18 protein-coding genes and 1 tRNA gene are annotated in these 15893 nt (G+C 72.4%); 11 read left to right on the top strand and 8 right to left on the bottom strand.

The window, feature by feature from the left end; translation table 11 throughout:
• The first annotated feature begins 93 nt into the window (after positions 1-93).
• Positions 94-477, top strand: coding sequence for a DUF2237 domain-containing protein (locus tag H2041_RS15505; protein ID WP_293414176.1), 384 nt, complete (start codon positions 94-96; stop codon positions 475-477).
• Positions 478-483: 6 nt separating this feature from the next.
• Here H2041_RS15505 and thpR read toward each other — a convergent pair whose 3' ends face one another.
• A complete protein-coding gene (gene thpR, locus H2041_RS15500) occupies positions 484-1020 on the bottom strand; it encodes an RNA 2',3'-cyclic phosphodiesterase (RefSeq protein WP_293414175.1) in 537 nt (178 codons plus the stop codon).
• Positions 1021-1181: 161 nt separating this feature from the next.
• Here thpR and H2041_RS15495 point away from each other — a divergent pair, with 161 nt between their 5' ends.
• Complete coding sequence (locus tag H2041_RS15495) at positions 1182-1934, top strand: Bax inhibitor-1/YccA family protein (RefSeq protein WP_293414173.1); 753 nt, start codon at positions 1182-1184, stop codon at positions 1932-1934.
• 94 nt (positions 1935-2028) lie between these two features.
• On the opposite strand, the gene H2041_RS15490 is transcribed toward H2041_RS15495, so the two are convergent.
• Positions 2029-3471 (bottom strand): peptidase S10, encoded by a 1443-nt coding sequence (locus H2041_RS15490; protein ID WP_293414171.1) that lies wholly within the window; start codon positions 3469-3471, stop codon positions 2029-2031.
• A 199-nt stretch (positions 3472-3670) separates the two neighbouring features.
• Between H2041_RS15490 and H2041_RS15485 the strand changes: the two genes are divergently transcribed.
• Entirely contained in the window at positions 3671-4090 is a 420-nt protein-coding gene (locus tag H2041_RS15485; RefSeq protein ID WP_293414169.1) for a PaaI family thioesterase, read from the top strand.
• 88 nt (positions 4091-4178) lie between these two features.
• Positions 4179-4268: transfer RNA gene (locus H2041_RS15480), tRNA-Ser, on the top strand.
• 26 nt (positions 4269-4294) lie between these two features.
• On the opposite strand, the gene H2041_RS15475 is transcribed toward H2041_RS15480, so the two are convergent.
• Genes H2041_RS15475 through H2041_RS15465 form a run of 3 tightly spaced genes read right to left on the bottom strand, consistent with a single transcriptional unit; the run spans position 4295 to position 7400 of the window.
• Positions 4295-4963, bottom strand: a complete 669-nt coding sequence (locus tag H2041_RS15475; RefSeq protein ID WP_293414167.1) for a TVP38/TMEM64 family protein — start codon at positions 4961-4963, stop codon at positions 4295-4297.
• The gene (locus tag H2041_RS15470) at positions 4963-6618 is read right to left on the bottom strand and encodes a glycosyltransferase family 39 protein (RefSeq protein WP_293414165.1); all 1656 of its coding nucleotides are present in this window, start codon (positions 6616-6618) and stop codon (positions 4963-4965) included. The genes H2041_RS15475 and H2041_RS15470 overlap by 1 nt, the downstream gene beginning before the upstream one ends.
• Positions 6615-7400, bottom strand: a complete 786-nt coding sequence (locus H2041_RS15465) for a glycosyltransferase family 2 protein (protein WP_293414163.1) — start codon at positions 7398-7400, stop codon at positions 6615-6617. Before H2041_RS15465 ends, H2041_RS15470 begins: the two co-directional genes overlap by 4 nt.
• 146 nt (positions 7401-7546) lie before the next feature.
• Here H2041_RS15465 and H2041_RS15460 point away from each other — a divergent pair, with 146 nt between their 5' ends.
• Complete coding sequence (locus H2041_RS15460; RefSeq protein WP_293414161.1) at positions 7547-8650, top strand: HPP family protein; 1104 nt, start codon at positions 7547-7549, stop codon at positions 8648-8650.
• Here the strand turns inward: H2041_RS15460 and H2041_RS15455 are convergent.
• Positions 8647-9078, bottom strand: coding sequence for a helix-turn-helix domain-containing protein (locus H2041_RS15455; RefSeq protein ID WP_293414159.1), 432 nt, complete (start codon positions 9076-9078; stop codon positions 8647-8649). The genes H2041_RS15460 and H2041_RS15455 overlap by 4 nt on opposite strands.
• A 78-nt stretch (positions 9079-9156) precedes the next feature.
• Here H2041_RS15455 and H2041_RS15450 point away from each other — a divergent pair, with 78 nt between their 5' ends.
• The 3 genes from H2041_RS15450 (at position 9157) to H2041_RS15440 (ending at position 10945) form a co-directional block, all read left to right on the top strand.
• Entirely contained in the window at positions 9157-10002 is an 846-nt protein-coding gene (locus tag H2041_RS15450; protein ID WP_293414157.1) for a class I SAM-dependent methyltransferase, read from the top strand.
• A gap of 188 nt (positions 10003-10190) precedes the next feature.
• On the top strand, positions 10191-10535 hold the full coding sequence (locus H2041_RS15445; protein WP_293414155.1) for a PRC-barrel domain-containing protein: 345 nt from the start codon (positions 10191-10193) through the stop codon (positions 10533-10535).
• Between the two features lie 125 nt (positions 10536-10660).
• Positions 10661-10945, top strand: coding sequence for a hypothetical protein (locus H2041_RS15440; protein WP_293414153.1), 285 nt, complete (start codon positions 10661-10663; stop codon positions 10943-10945).
• A gap of 146 nt (positions 10946-11091) precedes the next feature.
• Here the strand turns inward: H2041_RS15440 and H2041_RS15435 are convergent, their stop codons facing one another.
• Positions 11092-11583, bottom strand: coding sequence for a hypothetical protein (locus H2041_RS15435; protein WP_293414151.1), 492 nt, complete (start codon positions 11581-11583; stop codon positions 11092-11094).
• A 225-nt stretch (positions 11584-11808) separates the two neighbouring features.
• Between H2041_RS15435 and H2041_RS15430 the strand changes: the two genes are divergently transcribed.
• Positions 11809-12432: a DUF6655 family protein gene (locus H2041_RS15430; RefSeq protein WP_293414149.1), complete on the top strand. Its 624-nt coding sequence runs from the start codon at positions 11809-11811 to the stop codon at positions 12430-12432.
• A 65-nt stretch (positions 12433-12497) separates the two neighbouring features.
• A complete protein-coding gene (locus tag H2041_RS15425; RefSeq protein ID WP_293414147.1) occupies positions 12498-13841 on the top strand; it encodes an amidohydrolase family protein in 1344 nt (447 codons plus the stop codon).
• Here the strand turns inward: H2041_RS15425 and H2041_RS15420 are convergent.
• Positions 13838-14914: a PLP-dependent cysteine synthase family protein gene (locus H2041_RS15420; RefSeq protein ID WP_293414145.1), complete on the bottom strand. Its 1077-nt coding sequence runs from the start codon at positions 14912-14914 to the stop codon at positions 13838-13840. The two genes, H2041_RS15425 and H2041_RS15420, sit on opposite strands and share 4 nt — an antisense overlap.
• A gap of 192 nt (positions 14915-15106) precedes the next feature.
• Between H2041_RS15420 and H2041_RS15415 the strand changes: the two genes are divergently transcribed.
• Complete coding sequence (locus H2041_RS15415; protein WP_293414143.1) at positions 15107-15772, top strand: outer-membrane lipoprotein carrier protein LolA; 666 nt, start codon at positions 15107-15109, stop codon at positions 15770-15772.
• The last annotated feature ends 121 nt before the right edge of the window (positions 15773-15893 follow it).

The following is a 15893-nucleotide window of genomic DNA, read 5'->3' as shown; positions in this document are numbered from 1 at the left end:
GGGGCGGGCGGTGGCGGGGTCCATGCGTCTCCTCCGGAAGGCCATGGCGCAGGGCCTTGGCGAGGCCCCCGTCTTAGCGTTTAGGATAAGCCCATGACCATCCGATACGACGCCGGCGCCAAGAACGTCCTGGGGGGAGAGCTGCAGGCCTGCTCGCTCGATCCCGTCACCGGCTTCTTCCGGAACGGCTGCTGCGAGACCGGTCCGCACGACCTGGGCCTGCACACGGTCTGCGCGGTCATGACGGCGGAGTTCCTGGCCTATTCGCGCCAGGTGGGCAACGACCTGACCACGCCCGTCCCCGAAAGCGCCTTTCCCGGCCTGAAGCCCGGCGACCGCTGGTGCCTGTGCGCGCCGCGCTGGAAGGAGGCCCTGGACGCCGGCTGCGCGCCGGGCGTGGTCCTGGAGGCGACCCACGAGGAGACCCTGGCGATCGTGCCCCTGGGGGTGCTGAAGGACCACGCCGCCAAGGTCTGAGGCGCCTCAGCGCAACGGATAGTCCTGCTCCAGCCGGTAGCTGGAGCCCTTGGGCGACAGCTGGCTGGAATAGAGGCCGAAGCGGCTCACCTCGAAGGGGGGCGACTTCAGGAGATTGTGGCGCTGGATCCACGCGGCGACGTCGGCCGGGTCGGGCCGCGTCAGATAGGCCAGGGTGACGTGCGGCCGGTAGGTGCGGCGGTCGGGCGACAGCCCCGCGCGGCGGGCGGCGGCCTCGCAGCGGCCGGCCAGCTGGCGCAGGGCGGCGTTCTCCGCCACGCCGGCCCAGACGGCATGGACGTCGCGGCCCTCGCCGAAGGCGCCGACGCCCTCCAGCTCCAGGGACAGGGGCGCGCCCGCGATCCGGGACAGTTCGCCGTCCAGGTCGTCGGCCACGTCCTCCCGGATCTCCCCGAAGAAGCGCAGGGTGATGTGGAGCGCCTCCAGCGGTCGCCAGCGGGCGCCCTGCAGGTCGTGCTGCCGGGCGGAGAGCGCCTGGGCGATCTCCTCGGGCACGGCCAGGGCGGCGAAGAGTCTGAGCATGGGCAAGCCTTAGCCGCGGGGCGGCGGATCGTCCAACGCCGCGGAAAGCCCCTTCGTTTCAAAGGGGAAATGCGGCCGGTTTGTCTTGTCATGGGGCTCTTGCGTCCCGATATTGAGGGGGCGTCCAATCCAGGACGCGCAGAAGAAAGGGCTTTGCCTCGATGAGCGACTTCAACCGCGGCTACGCGCGCACGGTCCCCGCGGATCGCGCCGACATGTCGGTGGACGCGGGTCTTCGCGCTTTCATGCTCGGCGTCTACAACAAGGTGGCGCTGGGTCTCGTCCTGTCGGCCGCCCTGGCCTTCCTGACGGGCCAGTTCCCCCCGGTCCGCGACCTGATGTACACGGTCACGCCGGACGGGCGCCTGGCCGGTATGACCGTTCTCGGAATGATCGTGGCGTTCGCGCCGCTGGCTGTGATGCTGTTCGGCATGTTCGCCCTGCGCAACGCCAGCCCCCGCAGCTCCGGGATGCTCTACTGGACCATCGTCGCGCTGATCGGCGCGGGCATGGGCGTTCTGACCCTGGTCTACACCGGCGCTTCCATCGCCTCGACCTTCCTGATCACGGCCGCCGCCTTCGGCGCGCTGTCCCTGTGGGGCTACACCACCAAGAAGGACCTGACCGGCTTTGGCAGCTTCCTGATCGTCGGCCTGTTCGGCCTGATCATCGCCAGCGTGGTGAACATGTTCCTGCAGAACGGGATGATGCAGTTCATCATCAGCGTCCTGGGCGTGCTCATCTTCGCCGGCCTGATCGCCTACGACACCCAGCGTCTGAAGATGACCTACTACCAGCTGGGCGGCGACCAGGCGGCCATGGGCGTGGCGACCAACTACGGCGCGCTCAGCCTCTACATCAACTTCATCAACCTCTTCCAATTCCTCCTGCAGCTCTTCGGCGACCGTCGATAAGCCCCCGCAGCGGAACGGAAGTTCGAAGCCCCGGCGGACCCCCGCCGGGGTTTTTGTTTGGCCGCAGCCGTGACCGGAGAGCGCCCGGCGCCGGTCACCGCCCCTCGATCATGGCCCGCACGTCGCGGCTGAAGGCCAGGCGCGAGGGCGGGTCGCGGTAGAACATGTGGCCGCCGGCGTAGCAGCGGAACGACACCGCCTGCGCCACCGCCCCCGTCAGCCGCGCCTCGACCTCCCGGTTGGCCGCGCAGCTGTTGAGCGAGTCGTGCCAGCCGGCGGCCACTAGCACCTTCAGCGACGGATCGAGCGCCACGGCCTCGGCCGTGCCGGGCAGGGGCGGGCCGAGCTGGGGCGGACCGCCGCCGTCCTTGATCGCCTTGGCGATGGCCGCCTTGACCTCGTCTTCGGTCACCGGCGCGGTGGCGTAGTTCCAGCGCGCGCCGACGCTCTGCGGATAGGCGCCGCCGGGCGCATAACCCGCCTCCCACGGCTCCAGCCCCACATAGGGCAGCGGGCTCGGATAGTTCAGGTCGTGGCGGATGTAGCGCAGGATGGCGGGGTCGAAATCGCCGTCGCCGCTGTCGGTGCGCCGCACGTCGAAGACGTAGAGCGTCTTGCCCTGGTCCTTCAGCAGGCCCTCGCGATACTGGCGGGGCGAGACGGTGAGCGTGGCGCGGTCGATCTCGCCGGCCGGCAGTCCGATGAAGCGCGACAGGCCGGCGGCCACGGCCTCCCGCTCGGCGGCCGACAGGGCGTCGATCCGCTCCAGCGCCGGGGCGTAGGTCTCCCGCGCCCAGCCCTCGGCGGCGCGGCGCAGGGCCTCGGGATCCTTCGGCAGGTCGGCCGCCAGCTTGCCGTGGGCGAGCGCGGCCTGCGCCCAATCGGCGGCGCGCAGGGCCGTGGCCAGGGCGCGGGGCGGGCCCACATCGCGCAGGCCCGAGCCGCCGGATATGAGGATCAGCCCCTCCACCGGCGCGCCGCGCTTGAGCAGCTCGTGCGCCACGCTGGCGGCCCGCCCGGCGCCCCAGCTCTCGCCGGCCAGCCAGGTGGGCGCGGCCTCGGCCTTGTGCGCGATCCGCCAGGCCCGCACGAATTCGGCGACCGAGGCCACGTCGCCCACCGTGCCGTAGAACTCGTCTGCATATTCCGCCTTGGCTGGCCGCGAGAAGCCCGTGCCGATGGGATCGACGAAGACGAGGTCGGTGAAGGAAAGCCAGGTCTCGGCGTTGGCGACCAGGGCCGTCCCTTCGCCGCGGTAGGGTCCGACCACCTCGAAGTGCAGGGTGGTCGAATTGGCCCCGGGCCCGCCGTTCCAGACGAAGGTCAGCGGCCGCGGCGCTCCGTCCGTCGAGGGGATGCGATAGGCGATGTAGCCCATGAAGCCGTGCGGCTCGCCGGTGGCCACATCGGCGATCGGGAGGCGGCCCACCTCGGCGGAATAGACCAGGGTCTGCCCGCCGGCGCGCATCTGGTGCTGCGTCACCGCCACGGGCTCGTCCGCCCGCACGGCCCCGCCCGCAAGGAGGGCCAGCGCCACGCCCGCCGCGATAATCCCCCGCCTCAGTTCCATAGCAACGCCCCTCCGGTCACGCTTCGCAAGCGGCCTAACCGGGGGGCGTTTCGCCGATGTTTCAAGTGAAACCATTCCCTGCGCCGCCCGGGCCCGCGCCGGCGCCCTTCCGGCGGCGCCCGCGCTTCCCCATCTGCCGAAGGTCCCGCCGCAAGGAGCCGCCCCCATGGCCCAAGAGACCGATCGCGCCGCCCAGCTGAACGCCGCCCAGGCCGGAACCCTGCCGGCCCTGCTGGGCGTGGTGGTGGACGAGGCCCGCCACGGCGAGCTCGCCGCCCACTTCGACGTCGCCGCCCACCACATGGCGCCCAACGGCTACCTGCACGCGGCCAGCATCATCGGCCTCGTCGACACCGCCTGCGGCTATGGCTGCGTGGTCTCCCTGCCGCAAGGCGCCACCGGCTTCACGACGATCGAGCTGAAGGCCAACTATCTCGGCACGGCCCGCGACGGCCGGGTCTCCTGCCGCGCCCGCCTGGTCCACGGGGGCCGCACGACCCAGGTCTGGGACGCCGAGGCGACCAACGGCGAGGGCAAGGTGATCGCCCTTTTCCGCTGTACGCAGATGATCCTGCATCCGCGCTGATCCGCCGCTTGCGAAGCCGGCGCGACCTGAGTAGGTTCCGCGCCTCGCTCAGCGGGCCTGCCGATCCAGGCCCCACACGCGCCGGCAAGGAGAGGTGGCTGAGTGGTCGAAAGCACCGCACTCGAAATGCGGCGTACCTTTACGGGTACCGTGGGTTCGAATCCCACCCTCTCCGCCATTCCAGGCCTTCGCCCAAGCTGAAGTCTAGGCCCGCGCCCGCCAGCGCCTCACCGCCAGCGGGAAGACCACCAGCGCGACGACTACCGCCGCCACGCCCAGCCAGGGCAGGACGCCGCCGTCGCGGACGGCTTCGAGGAGGGCCGCGCCGCCCAGCGCATAGAGGGCCATCTTGGGCACGCTGCCGAGCGCCGTGCCGGCCATGAAGGGCCAGAAGCGGATGGGGGTGGCGCCGGCGGCGATGTTGATCAGGACCGAGGGGACGGTGGGGGCGAGCCGGATGCCGGCGCTGACCCAGAAGCCGTGGCGGCCGAGCGCGGCCATGAAGCGGGCGAGCTGGTCGGACTGGTAGGCCTGGACGAGGCCCGCGCCGTAGCGGCGGCCGATCAGGAAGCCGAAGGCGCAGGCGGCCATCTTGCCCGTCCAGCTCCACAGGAAGCCGCCGAAGGGGCCGAAGACCAGGACCAGCGCCCCGATCAGCACCACCTGCGGCGCGCCGAGCGTCGCCAGCACGAAATAGGCCGCCACGGCCGCGGCCGGCGCCCAGGGCCGGTCGCTGAAGGCGTCGAGCCGCTGCGCCAGGGCCTGCGCCCCGTCCAGCGGCAGCAGCGGCGCGGCGAAGCCCAGGCCGGTGACGATGAAGAGCACGGCCAGCGCCGCCACAACCGCCTTTGGCCGGGGGCGCTGCGGCTCCATCAGGCGCCGCCGGGGACGTAGAGGGTGAGGTCCAGCTCGGCGCCGTCGGAATAGTTCTGGCCCGTCACCTTGCCGGCGGGCGTCAGGCTGAGGCCAAGCGCAGCAGCGCGGGACAGGAAGGCGGCCTGTTGCTCGGCGCCGACCACCGCGACGGCGCAGGACCCGGCCCCCCGCATGGCCTGGGCGGCCTGGTCCGGCGTGTCGGCCAGCGTGGTGTTGGCCGAGCCGTTCAGGAAGACGAGGCTGGGCTCGTGATAGGGCGTGGTGACGATGCGCACGCTCTCGCAATCCGGCCGGGCGGCGCGGGCGGCCTCTGCGATCTGCGGGCTGAGCCACAGGTTCGTCAGGCCAGGCAGGACGAGGCCGTAGGTGTTGGCCGTCACGAAGAAGGCCGCGACGGCGCCGGCGACGATCGCCCGGTCGCGGCGGCCGCGGGCCAGCGCCATCAGCATGAGGACGAGCGCGACCGCGGCGAGAACGGCCAGGACGACCGACAGGGGCGGCAGGCGGCCGCCATAGACGACGGCGCCCGCGGGGGCGAGGCCGATCAGGAGGCCGCTGACCAGGATCCACAGGACGAGATAGGCGAAGAAGAGCCAGCGCGTCCATTTCGGCCCGGGCTCGCCGGGCGTGATGGCGCCGGCGGCCGTGAGCATGGCGATGGCCGGATAGAGCGGCAGGACGTAGTGCGGCAGCTTGGTGGAGACGAACTCGAAGACCAGCCAGGCGGGCACGATCCAGGCGATCAGGAAGCGCACCTCAGGCCGGTCGCGATGGCGCCAGACGAAGGGCAGGGCGGCGGCCGCCAGCAGGGCGCCGGGCCAGAACATCAGGACGAAGCCGATCAGGTGATAGCCGGGCGGGCCGCCGTGCGACTGCTGACCCGTGCCCACCTTGTGCAGCAGGTTGTCGCCGATGGCCGTCTGGAAGAAGCCGCCGTCGGTGACGACGCCGATGGCCACGTACCAGGGCAGGGCGATGAGAAGCGCCAGCGGAACGCCCCAGGCGGCGCGGAGGCTGGCGAACCGCTTCGGCCGCCGGTCCCAGACGAGCAGGACGAGCGCGCAGAGGCCGGTGACGATCAGGATGATCGGCCCCTTCACCAGCGCCCCGAAGCCCAGCGCGGCCCAGAAGAGGGCGGCGAGCCCGCGGCTCGCGCTGCGGCCGGTATAGAGGGCCATGAAGGCGAACTGGGCCAGCGTCACGGCGGCCAGCAGGGCCGCGTCGGTCTTGGCGATGCGCGCCTCGAAGCCCAGCGACATGCAGGACGCCACCAGCAGGCCGGCCAGAAGCCCGCCGCGGGCGCCGAGCCACAGGCTGGCGAAGGCGGCCGTGGCGAGGACGGCGGCGAGGGCCGCGGCCAGGGAGGGCAGGCGGTGGGCCCAGATGGCCCGCGCGTCGGGATCGGAAAAGGCGGCCACGGTCGCCGACTGCAGCCAGTAGGCGCCGGCCGGCTGCAGGTGGCGGGCGTCCTCCTGGAAGCGGATGTCGACGAAGTCGCCGCTCTTCAGCATCTGGGTGGTGGCCACCGCATAGCGGGACTCGTCGCGGTCCACCGGCGGCAGGGTGGAGAAGCCCGGCAGGAAGAGGGCGAGCGCGGCGGCCAGCGGCAGGAGGCCCTGCTTCCAGTCGAGCCGCTCGGCGTCGCGCCTCACGCCCGGCTCTCCGCGGCGTCCAGCACCGACGGCGCCGGCGCCTGGGTGCGGCGGACGAGCCAGATGACGCCCAGCACGTCCCAGATCCCCACCAGGGCGCGGCCGAGGTTGGTGTATTTCGACGTCCCGTGCAGCCGCGCCTGGTGCCGGACCGGATGGTTGATCAGCGGGTGGCCATAGGCCTGGAACAGGGCGGGCAGGAAGCGGTGCATGCCCTCGAAGCAGGGCAGGCGCAGGAAATCGGAGCGGCGGAAGAGCTTCACGCCGCAGCCGGTGTCGGGGCAGCGGTCGCCCAGCACGCGGGCGCGGAAGCCGTTGGCGATCTTCGTCGCCACCAGCCGCGGCCAGGGATCGTCGCGCCGCACGCGGATGCCGGCCACCAGCGGGCTGAGCTTGCCCGCGCCCTGCGCCAGGCGGAGCATCTCCATCAGGTCGCCGGCGCTGTTCTGGCCGTCGCCGTCCAGGGTTCCGATCCATTCGCCGCGGGCGGCCAGGACGCCGGTGCGCACCGCCTGCGACTTGCCGCAGCGGCGGTCGTGGCGGACCAGCCGCACCTCCGGATGGCGGGCGGCCAGGTCGGCGATCACGGCGGCGGTCTCGTCGGTGGAGCCGTCGTCCACATAGACGATCTCGAAGGGCGCCGCGCCGGCCAGGCCCGCCAGGCAGTCGGCGGTGACCGCCTCGATGTTCTCGGCCTCGTTCAGGACGGCGATGACGGCCGAAAGGACCGGAGGTGCGGCGGCCCCGCCCGCGGCGGGCTGCGCCTGATGCCTGCTGTCCAAGGCCCTCTCCATCGTGGCTCCACGTTCAGGTTCCAGGGTTTCGCAGGCCAGCCGCCGTCCGGCAAGGCCGGTGCGGCCGAACACCGCCCGCCGCCCTTGGACCCGCCGCCCTTGAGCTCCGCGCCCGGCGCGGGCAGAAGCGCGCCATGAATCTCCCCCGAACGCTGCTTCCCCGCGCGCCGGCGCCCCTGCGGCTGCGCGAGCCGCTGCGTGCGGCCGCCGGCGCGCTCCTGGGCGTCGCGGCCGCCGGCGGACTGGCCCGGCTGCTGGTGGAGGGACAGATCGGCGCCGATCCGCTGATCGTCGCGCCCATCGGCGCCTCGGCCGTGCTGGTCTTCGCCGTGCCCGCCAGTCCGCTGGCCCAGCCCCGGGCGGTGCTGGGCGGCAATGTCGTCTCGGCCCTGGCGGGGGTGAGCTGCACGCTCCTGATCAGCCATCCCGCCCTGGCGGCGGCCTGCGCCGTGGCGGCCGCCATCTTCGCCATGTCGCTGCTGGGCTGCCTGCATCCCCCCGGCGGGGCGGTGGCGCTCGGCGCGGCCCTGGCGCTCTCGGGCGGCGGCGAGCCCCTGGGCTACGGCTACGCCCTGGCGCCGGTGGGCGTCTGCTCGGCGCTGCTGGTCCTGGCCGGCATGGCCTACGGCCGCCTGAGCGGTCACGCCTATCCCCACCGCGTCGCCGCCGCGCCCAGTCCCCACGACACGGCCGACCCGGCGCCCGACCGCCGCTTCGGCTACACGCCGGCCGATCTCGACGCGGCGCTCGCCCAGTACGGCGAACTGCTGGACGTGGCGCGCGAGGACCTCGACGCCCTCTTCCGCCAGGTGGAGCTGCAGGCGCACCGGCGCCTGCACGCCGAGATCGCCTGCGGCGAGGTCATGTCCCGGGACGTGATCAAGGTCCTGGCCGACCAGAGCTGCGAAAGCGCGCTGGCCTTCCTGCGCGAGCACGACCTGCGCGCCGCCCCGGTGATCGACGCGGCCGGCCGCTGCGTCGGCATGGCCCGGCGGGCCGAACTGGCGGCGGGAACGGGCAAGCCGGTGGAGGCCGTCCTCGACCCCTTCGTCCACAAGGTGCGGCCGGGCACGCCCATCGAGGCGCTGATGCCCCTGCTGTCCAGCGGCGCGGCGCACGAGGCCATGGTGGTGGACGAGGACCGGGTGCTGGTGGGCGTGATCACCCAGACCGACCTCCTGGCCGTCCTCTACCGCGCCCACGTGGTCGAGGCGGTCGTCTCCGCCCGCGGCGTCTAGCGAATCTGGGCGGCTCCGCCCCTGGCCGCGGGAAAGGCGCCCCGCGCGGCGGCTTTCAGCAGCCGCCGGAAGGTGGGGCACTCCATATGGCTCGGCGCCTGGCAGGCGGCGGCGTGGCGCAGGCCCTCGCGCACCGCGGAGAGGCGGGCGATGCGCGCCTCCAGTTCGTCGGCCTTGGCCAGCAGGGCGTCGCGGTCGATCTGCGGCGAGCCGCCGCCCGCCAGCATCGCGCCGATCTCCTCCAGCGAAAACCCGGCCGCCCGGCCCAGGGAGATGAGCGCCAGGCGATCGACCACGCCGGGATCGAACAGGCGGCGCAGGCCCCGCCGCCCGATGGAGGCGATCAGCCCCTTCTCCTCGTAGTAGCGCAGGGTGGAGGCGGGCAGGCCGGAACGGCCCGCCACCTGCGAGATGTCGAGATCGCCCATGGTCTTGACCTCAAGTCGACTTGAAGTGGGAAGCTTCCCTGCGAGCCGCCGCGAAGGCAAACGCAAGGAGATCCCGACATGGCCGCCGACCCCGCCCCGCCGACCCCCAACGCCGACCAGGCGGCGCTCTGGAACGGCCCCGCCGGCCACGCCTGGGTGCAGGCGCAGGCCCTGATGGACGACATCCTGGCGCCCATGGCCCGCCCGCTGGCGGAGGGCGCCGCCGGCGCGCAGGCCGTGCTCGACGTCGGCTGCGGGGCCGGGGCGGTCAGCCGCGCCATCGCCCGGCGGCTCGGCCCGGCGGCGCGGGTGACGGGCCTCGACATCTCCGAACCGCTCATCGCCCACGCCCGGCGCCTGGCCGCGGCGGAAGGCTCGGCCGCGCAGTTCGTCTGCGCCGACGCCCAGACCTGCGGCTTCGAGCCAGGCGTCTTCGACCGCGTGGTGTCGCGTTTCGGCGTCATGTTCTTCGACGATCCCGCGGCCGCTTTCGCCAATCTGCGCCGCGCCTGCCGTGCGGGCGCGCGCCTGCACCTCATCGCCTGGCGGAGCGCGGCGGAGAATCCCTTCATGACCACGGCCGAGCGCGCCGCGGCCCCCCTGCTGCCGCAGATGCCGCCGAGGCCCGCGGGCGGGCCCGGCCAGTTCGCCTTCGCCGAAGCGGCGCGCGTGCGGGCGATCCTGGACGCGGCGGGCTGGTCGGAACCGGCCCTCCACCCCTTCGACGCCGACTGCGCCCTGCCGAAGGCCGAGCTCATGCCCTACCTCACCCGCTTCGGACCGCTCGGCCTCGTCCTGCCGCAGCTCGAGCCCGAGATGCGGGAACGGGTGACCGAGGCGGTGGGGCGGGCCTTCCAGCCCTTCGTCGAAGGCGATCAGGTCCGCTTCCGCGCCGCCTGCTGGCAGATTTCCGCGGTCGCCTGAGGCCGCTCAGCTCGGCTGGGCGGCGTCGGTCGAGGCGGTCACCGGCCCGGCCCCGCGCCGCGTTCCCGAGCCCGCCACGGCCGGACCGGCGTCGGCTGACAGGCTGACCACGCCCTGGGCCATCAGCCGGGAATCGGCGCCGGCGAGGCGCAGGTCGCCCCAGGCATAGACGCGGGGATCCGGAATATATGACGGTCACCTACTACCTGACCGCCAATCCGATCGACGCCGACAGCCTCGACCATCAGCCGGTGGTGAACCTCAACGGCGAGCGGGTGGGCATGATCGAAGACATCATCCGCAGCACGGAAGACAACCAGTACTACGCGATGATCGATCTGGAGGGCCACACCCTCGACCGCCGTCCCTCCTACCTGGAGACCGATACGGTGGGCGTGCCGCTGAACGACGTGCTGCTGTTCGAGGAGGGCCGTTCGCTCGTCCTGACCACCCGCGGCGACGAGTATCTGCGCGACGCCGAGGCGCGCGAGATCGAGAACTGGGAGGAGGTGGACACCCTCTACAGCCTCTGAGGCGATCCGCAGCCGGGGGGCGGGCTTGACCCCGACCCCGCGGCGGCCCAGTTCAGGCCCCGGCAGGAGGCGCCGCCGCCCGCGGCGCCTCTCGTGCTGTCCGCCTCCAGGAAGGATTCCGCCACATGGCCGGCTGGGTGATCGCCGTCCTTCTCGAACGCCCCGGCGCCCGCGCCCCCGCCCGCCGCTATTTCGCCGTCGGACGCGCCGAGCGGGCGGAAGCCGAATGGACGGCGGTGGACATGGCCATCGGCCTGGGCGAGCAGGTCTGCGCGAGCCCCGTCGGCGGCCAGGAGCCGGTGGAGGCCATGGCCGAGCTCTCGGCCGCGCGCATGAAGACCCTCGGCCTGGCGCCGGGCGAACGGCGCGACCTGGGCGAGCTGCGGCCGCGGCGCTGGCTCAGCCGCTGATCCCTGGCGGACGGGACGATCCGTGGTATGGCGCAAGGCGTCGGGACCGGAGGCCGCCTTGACCATCACGGCGGGCGTCTTCGCTGGCGACGACCTGATCACCTTCGGCAGGCCGCGCGGCTTTCTCGAGGACAAGCCGCGGGTCATCAAGACCCGCTGAGGTCGGCCGCGGTCCAGTCCGCCCACGCGATCTCCCGCCCCGGAAACGCCACACGGGCGAAGGGCCAGGCGCTCAGCAGCCAGTCCCCGAAGGCGGCGAAGAGCGCCGCATCCAGATCGGCGGCCGACGCGCGGACCCAGCAATAGGCCTTGGCGTCGAAGCCGGCCCGCTCCGAGGGATAGAGGTAGGCGCAGCCCAGGCACTGGCCCTCGTCGGGCGCCATGACGGTGAAGGCGAAGGAGGTGCGGCGCTCGAACTCCACCTGATGCCAGCCCAGATCGGCCAGGTCCTCCTCCAGGGTCATGTCGGGGCGGGGCCAGTCCGAGCCGGGGCCGAACACGCCCTGGAGGCGCTCCACGCTGGTCATCACCGCCGCATAGTCCTTCAGGAGGTCGTGGATGGTGAGGGGCCGCAGGATGAAGTCCGGCGTCTCCAGGCGCCGGGGAATGTCGAAGTCGGGCGGCACGAAGGCGGGCATGGGCGATCTCCGGAGGGCGCGGGCCGAAGGTCGGGACGGTCCGCCGCCCTGACAAGTCCGCCGCCCGTCGCGAACGCCGTTCGCCGGCCGGGCGCCCGCAAACCGCCCGATCGGGGCCGCCGGCGGCGGTTTTCGCCGGCAGAGGCCGCCGCTCAGGCCGCCCGGCCTTGCCCCGGATGGTCGAAACGGCTTTGAAACCCCGGCCCCGGGGGGAGAGGAGGACCGATGCGACTCAAGACCGTTCCAGTCCTCGCCTGCGCCGCGCTTGCGCTCTCAGCCTGCGCCTCGGCCGTGCAGACCCGCCCCGGCCGCACCGCCACCGAACAGCTCCTGGTCGCCCACGCCGCCGAACGGGCCGCGTCGGACTTCAAGATCGAGGCGGCGCCCGGGACGCGGGTCTACCTCGATCCGGTCAATTTCGTGGGCGAATGGGCGCCCTACGCCATCAGCGCCCTGCGCCAGAGGATTCTCACCAGCGGCCTGGCCCTGGCCCAGAACCGGGAGGCGGCCGACCTCGTGGTGGAGGTGCGCATGGGGGCGCTCTCCATCGACCAGATGCAGCGGGTGCTGGGCGTTCCCGCCCTGACCCTGCCCACCGGCGACCGCTATTCCACCTTCACCGTGCCGGAACTGTCCCTCTACAGCCAGACCGAGCGATCGGGCGTGGCGGAGTTCTCCGCCTTCGCCTACGACCCCCGCACCGGCGCCCCCGCCAAGGTGATCCGCCGCGTGTCCGGCCAGACCCAGATGCGCAGCCACAAGTTCCTGATGGTCATGTCCTGGGGTCAGCAGGAGGTGAAGCCCGGCGATCCGGCGCTCGACGTCGAGCCCTGGTGGAAGCCCTGGTGAGGGCGGCTGGACGCAGGCCTGCCCGGCGTTAGAGTGACGCCCCTGTCATTTCGGGGGCCCTTTCCATGTTCAAGTCCGCCGCCGCGGCGCTCGTCGCCGCGCTCTGCCTGTCCGCTGCGCCGGCCCTGGCGCAGACTCACGGACAGGGGTCGCTCACCTACATCCACGCCGGCGCCCTGCTGGACCGGCCGGGTCAGGCGCCGAAGGGGGCCTCCACCCTGATCGTCCGCGACGGCAAGATCGAGCGGATCGAGGCCGGGCTTTCCGCCCCGCCGGCCGGTGCGCGGCTGGTCGACCTGTCGGACCAGTTCGTCCTGCCGGGCCTGATCGACTCCCACGTCCACATCTTCTCCGACGATGACAAGGTCGCCGCCCGGCTGGAGGCCATGAACCGCGACGCCGAGGACCGCTTCGTCATCGGCCTGGACAATGCGCGGCGCACGCTGTCGGCCGGCTTCACCACCATCCGCGACCTGGGCTCCGATCCGCCGGCCATCACCGCCCTGCGCGACGGGATCGAGAAGGGGCTGATCGAGGGGCCGACCATCGTCAACGCCGGCCGCATGATCTCCATCAGCGGCGGCCACGGCGACGGCGCCAACGGCCTGGCCCGCGAGTACGCCGAGTTCGAGCGCGAACATGCGGTCAACACCTGCGACGGGCCGGAGGACTGCCGCCGCGCCGTCCGCATCCAGATCTCCCAGGGCGCCCAGGTGATCAAGTTCGCCGCCACGGGCGGGGTGCTCTCCAACGTCGCCGGCGGGCTTGGCCGGCAGATGTTCGACGACGAGATGAAGGCCATCGTCGAGACCGCCCACGCCTTCGGCCGCAAGGCCACCGCCCACGCCCACGGCAAGGACGGCGTCATGGCCGCCCTGCGCGCCGGGGTGGACTCGGTCGAGCACGCCACCTTCACCGATCCGGAGAGCCTCGCCCTCTTCCGGGAGACCGGCGCCTATCTGGTGCCGACCATGATCGCCCCGGAGGCCGCCGTGCAGCAGGCCCGCGCCGGCGAGCGGCCGCCGGCCGTGCTGGCCAAGGCCGAGGAGGCCGCGCGCATCGCCTTCGCCGAACACATCGACCAGTTCGCCGCGCCCGGCGTGAAGATCGCGTTCGGCACCGACACCGGCGTCTCGGCCCACGGGGACAACGCCACGGAGTTCAAGATGATGGTCGAGGCCGGCATGACGCCCGCCCGCGCCATCCGCACCGCCACCGTCGACGCCGCCGACCTGCTGGGCCTGTCCTCCGCCATCGGAACGCTGGAGCCGGGCAAGGCCGCCGACATCATTGCGGTGGCCAGGAGCCCCCTGGACGACGTCACCGAGCTGGAGCGGGTGACCTTCGTCATGCGCCGCGGCGTGGTCCACAAGCTGGACGGCCAGCGCCAGGCCTTCCCGCCGAACTAGGGCGCGCTGAAGCGGCCGGTGTCGAAAAAGGCCTCCATGGCGTCCTCGTAGGGACCCGCCTCGACGCCGGCGGCCGCCAGCCAGGCCGGGTCGCCCAGCGTGCTGCGATAGCGCTCGCCGGAGTCGCACAGCAGGGTGACCACCGATCCCGCCTCGCCGCGGGCGGCCATGGCCTCGATCACCTGGGCGCAGGCCCAGAGGTTCGTCCCCGTCGAGCCGCCGCAGGGCCGGCCGAGCCGGCGCGACAGCACGCGGGCGGCGCCGATGCTGGCGGCGTCGGGCACGGCGATCGCCCGGTCGATCAGCTCGGGATTGAACGAGGGTTCGCAGCGGGCCCGGCCGATGCCCTCGATGATCGAACCCCGGCCGGCATGGGTCGTGACCGTCCGGTCGGCCACATGCCGGTGAAAGACCGAGGCCTCCGGGTCGGCCAGGCAGAGTCGCGTGGAGCTGCGGTGATAGCGGATGAAGCGGCCGAGCGTGGCGGTCGTGCCGCCCGTGCCGGCGCCGGCGACGATCCAGGCGGGGACGGGGTGCGGCTCCTGAGCCATCTGGCTGAAGATGGATTCGGCGATGTTGTTGTTGCCGCGCCAGTCGGTGGCCCGTTCGGCATAGGTGAACTGGTCCATGTAGTGGCCCGCGAGGTCGGCGGCGAGGCGGGCGCTCTCCGCATAGACCTCGCCGGGACCGTCGACGAAGTGGCTCTCGCCGCCGTGGAAGGCGATCTGGGCCACCTTCTCGGCCGAGGTGGAGCGGGGCATCACGGCGATGAAGCGCAGGCCGAGCAGGCGGGCGAAATAGGCCTCCGACACCGCGGTCGACCCGCTGGACGCCTCCACGACGGTGGTCTTCGGCCCGATCCAGCCGTTGCACAGGGCGTAGAGGAAGAGGGAGCGCGCCAGCCGGTGCTTCAGGCTGCCCGTGGGATGCGTCGACTCGTCCTTCACATAGAGGGCGACCGGCCCGGCCACCGGCGCCCGCAGCAGATGGGTGTCGGCCGAACGGTTGAAGTCCGCCTCGATGGTCTGGACGGCGGCGTCGATCCAGTCGCGGTCGCGGCACAGGCTGGTCATGGGTCAAGTCTCCTGAACCGTCCGGACATGACCCATTCATCCCCGTCCGGCTAGGTCTGGCGGCCGAAGCCGCGCGGAACGTTCGCCAAGCGGGGCCGTTCTGATCGGTCCTCCGGCGCGGGACGGGCGCGCCGCCCTATTGACGCCGCGGGCGCCGCATAGGCTGTTCGCCGAATGAAGGAGCCGATTGTCATGATCCGCACCCCCGCCCCGAACCTGACCCGCCGCAGCCTCGCGCTCGGCCTCGCCGCCGCGCCTCTGGCCGGGGGCCTCTTCGCCGCCACCCCGGCGGCCGCCCAGCTCTCCGCCGCTGACAAGGCCCTGGTCGACAAGGCCGTGGCCTATCTGGAAGGCCTGTCCCAGGCCAAGGGCGCCTTCGTGCAGACCGATCCGCGCGGCGTCACCACCCAGGGCCAGATCTATCTGAAGCGCCCGGGCAAGGCGCGCTTCGACTATGCGCCGCCCTCGGGCCTGCTGGTCGTCTCCGACGGCGACCTGGTCTCCATCGCCAACGAGAAGCTCAAGACCTTCGAGAGCTATCCCCTCGGCGCGACCCCGCTGTCCCTCTTCCTGGCGCGCCAGATCCGTCTGGACCGCGGCGTGCAGGTGACCCGCGTCAGCCGGTTGGCCGACGGCTTCTCCATCACCGCACGCGACGGCAAGAAGGAGGCGGACGGCCAGATCACGCTGACCTTCGCCGACGCCCCGCTGCGGCTGATCGGCTGGACGATCACCGATCCGCAGGGCCAGTCGACGCGCATCCGGCTCACCAGCCTGGAGAAGGTGTCGGGTCTGGACGAGTCGCTTTTCGTCCTGAAGGACCCGCGGAATCTCCGTCCCGGCCGAGCGCGAATGTGACAATCTCACAACAGGCAAGATTCTCCGTGACTCGGACTTGACTTTTCGCCTGCCAGTGGCAAATATGACACGCATCGTCGATGTCGGGCTGCGCGCCTGAGGTCGGCGCCGTGCCGGAACC

This window comes from Phenylobacterium sp. (genome assembly GCF_013911965.1).
In the GTDB taxonomy this organism is placed as follows: domain Bacteria; phylum Pseudomonadota; class Alphaproteobacteria; order Caulobacterales; family Caulobacteraceae; genus Phenylobacterium.
Note: the sequence above shows the minus strand (reverse complement) of the source record. Positions and strands in the feature narration are given on the sequence as shown.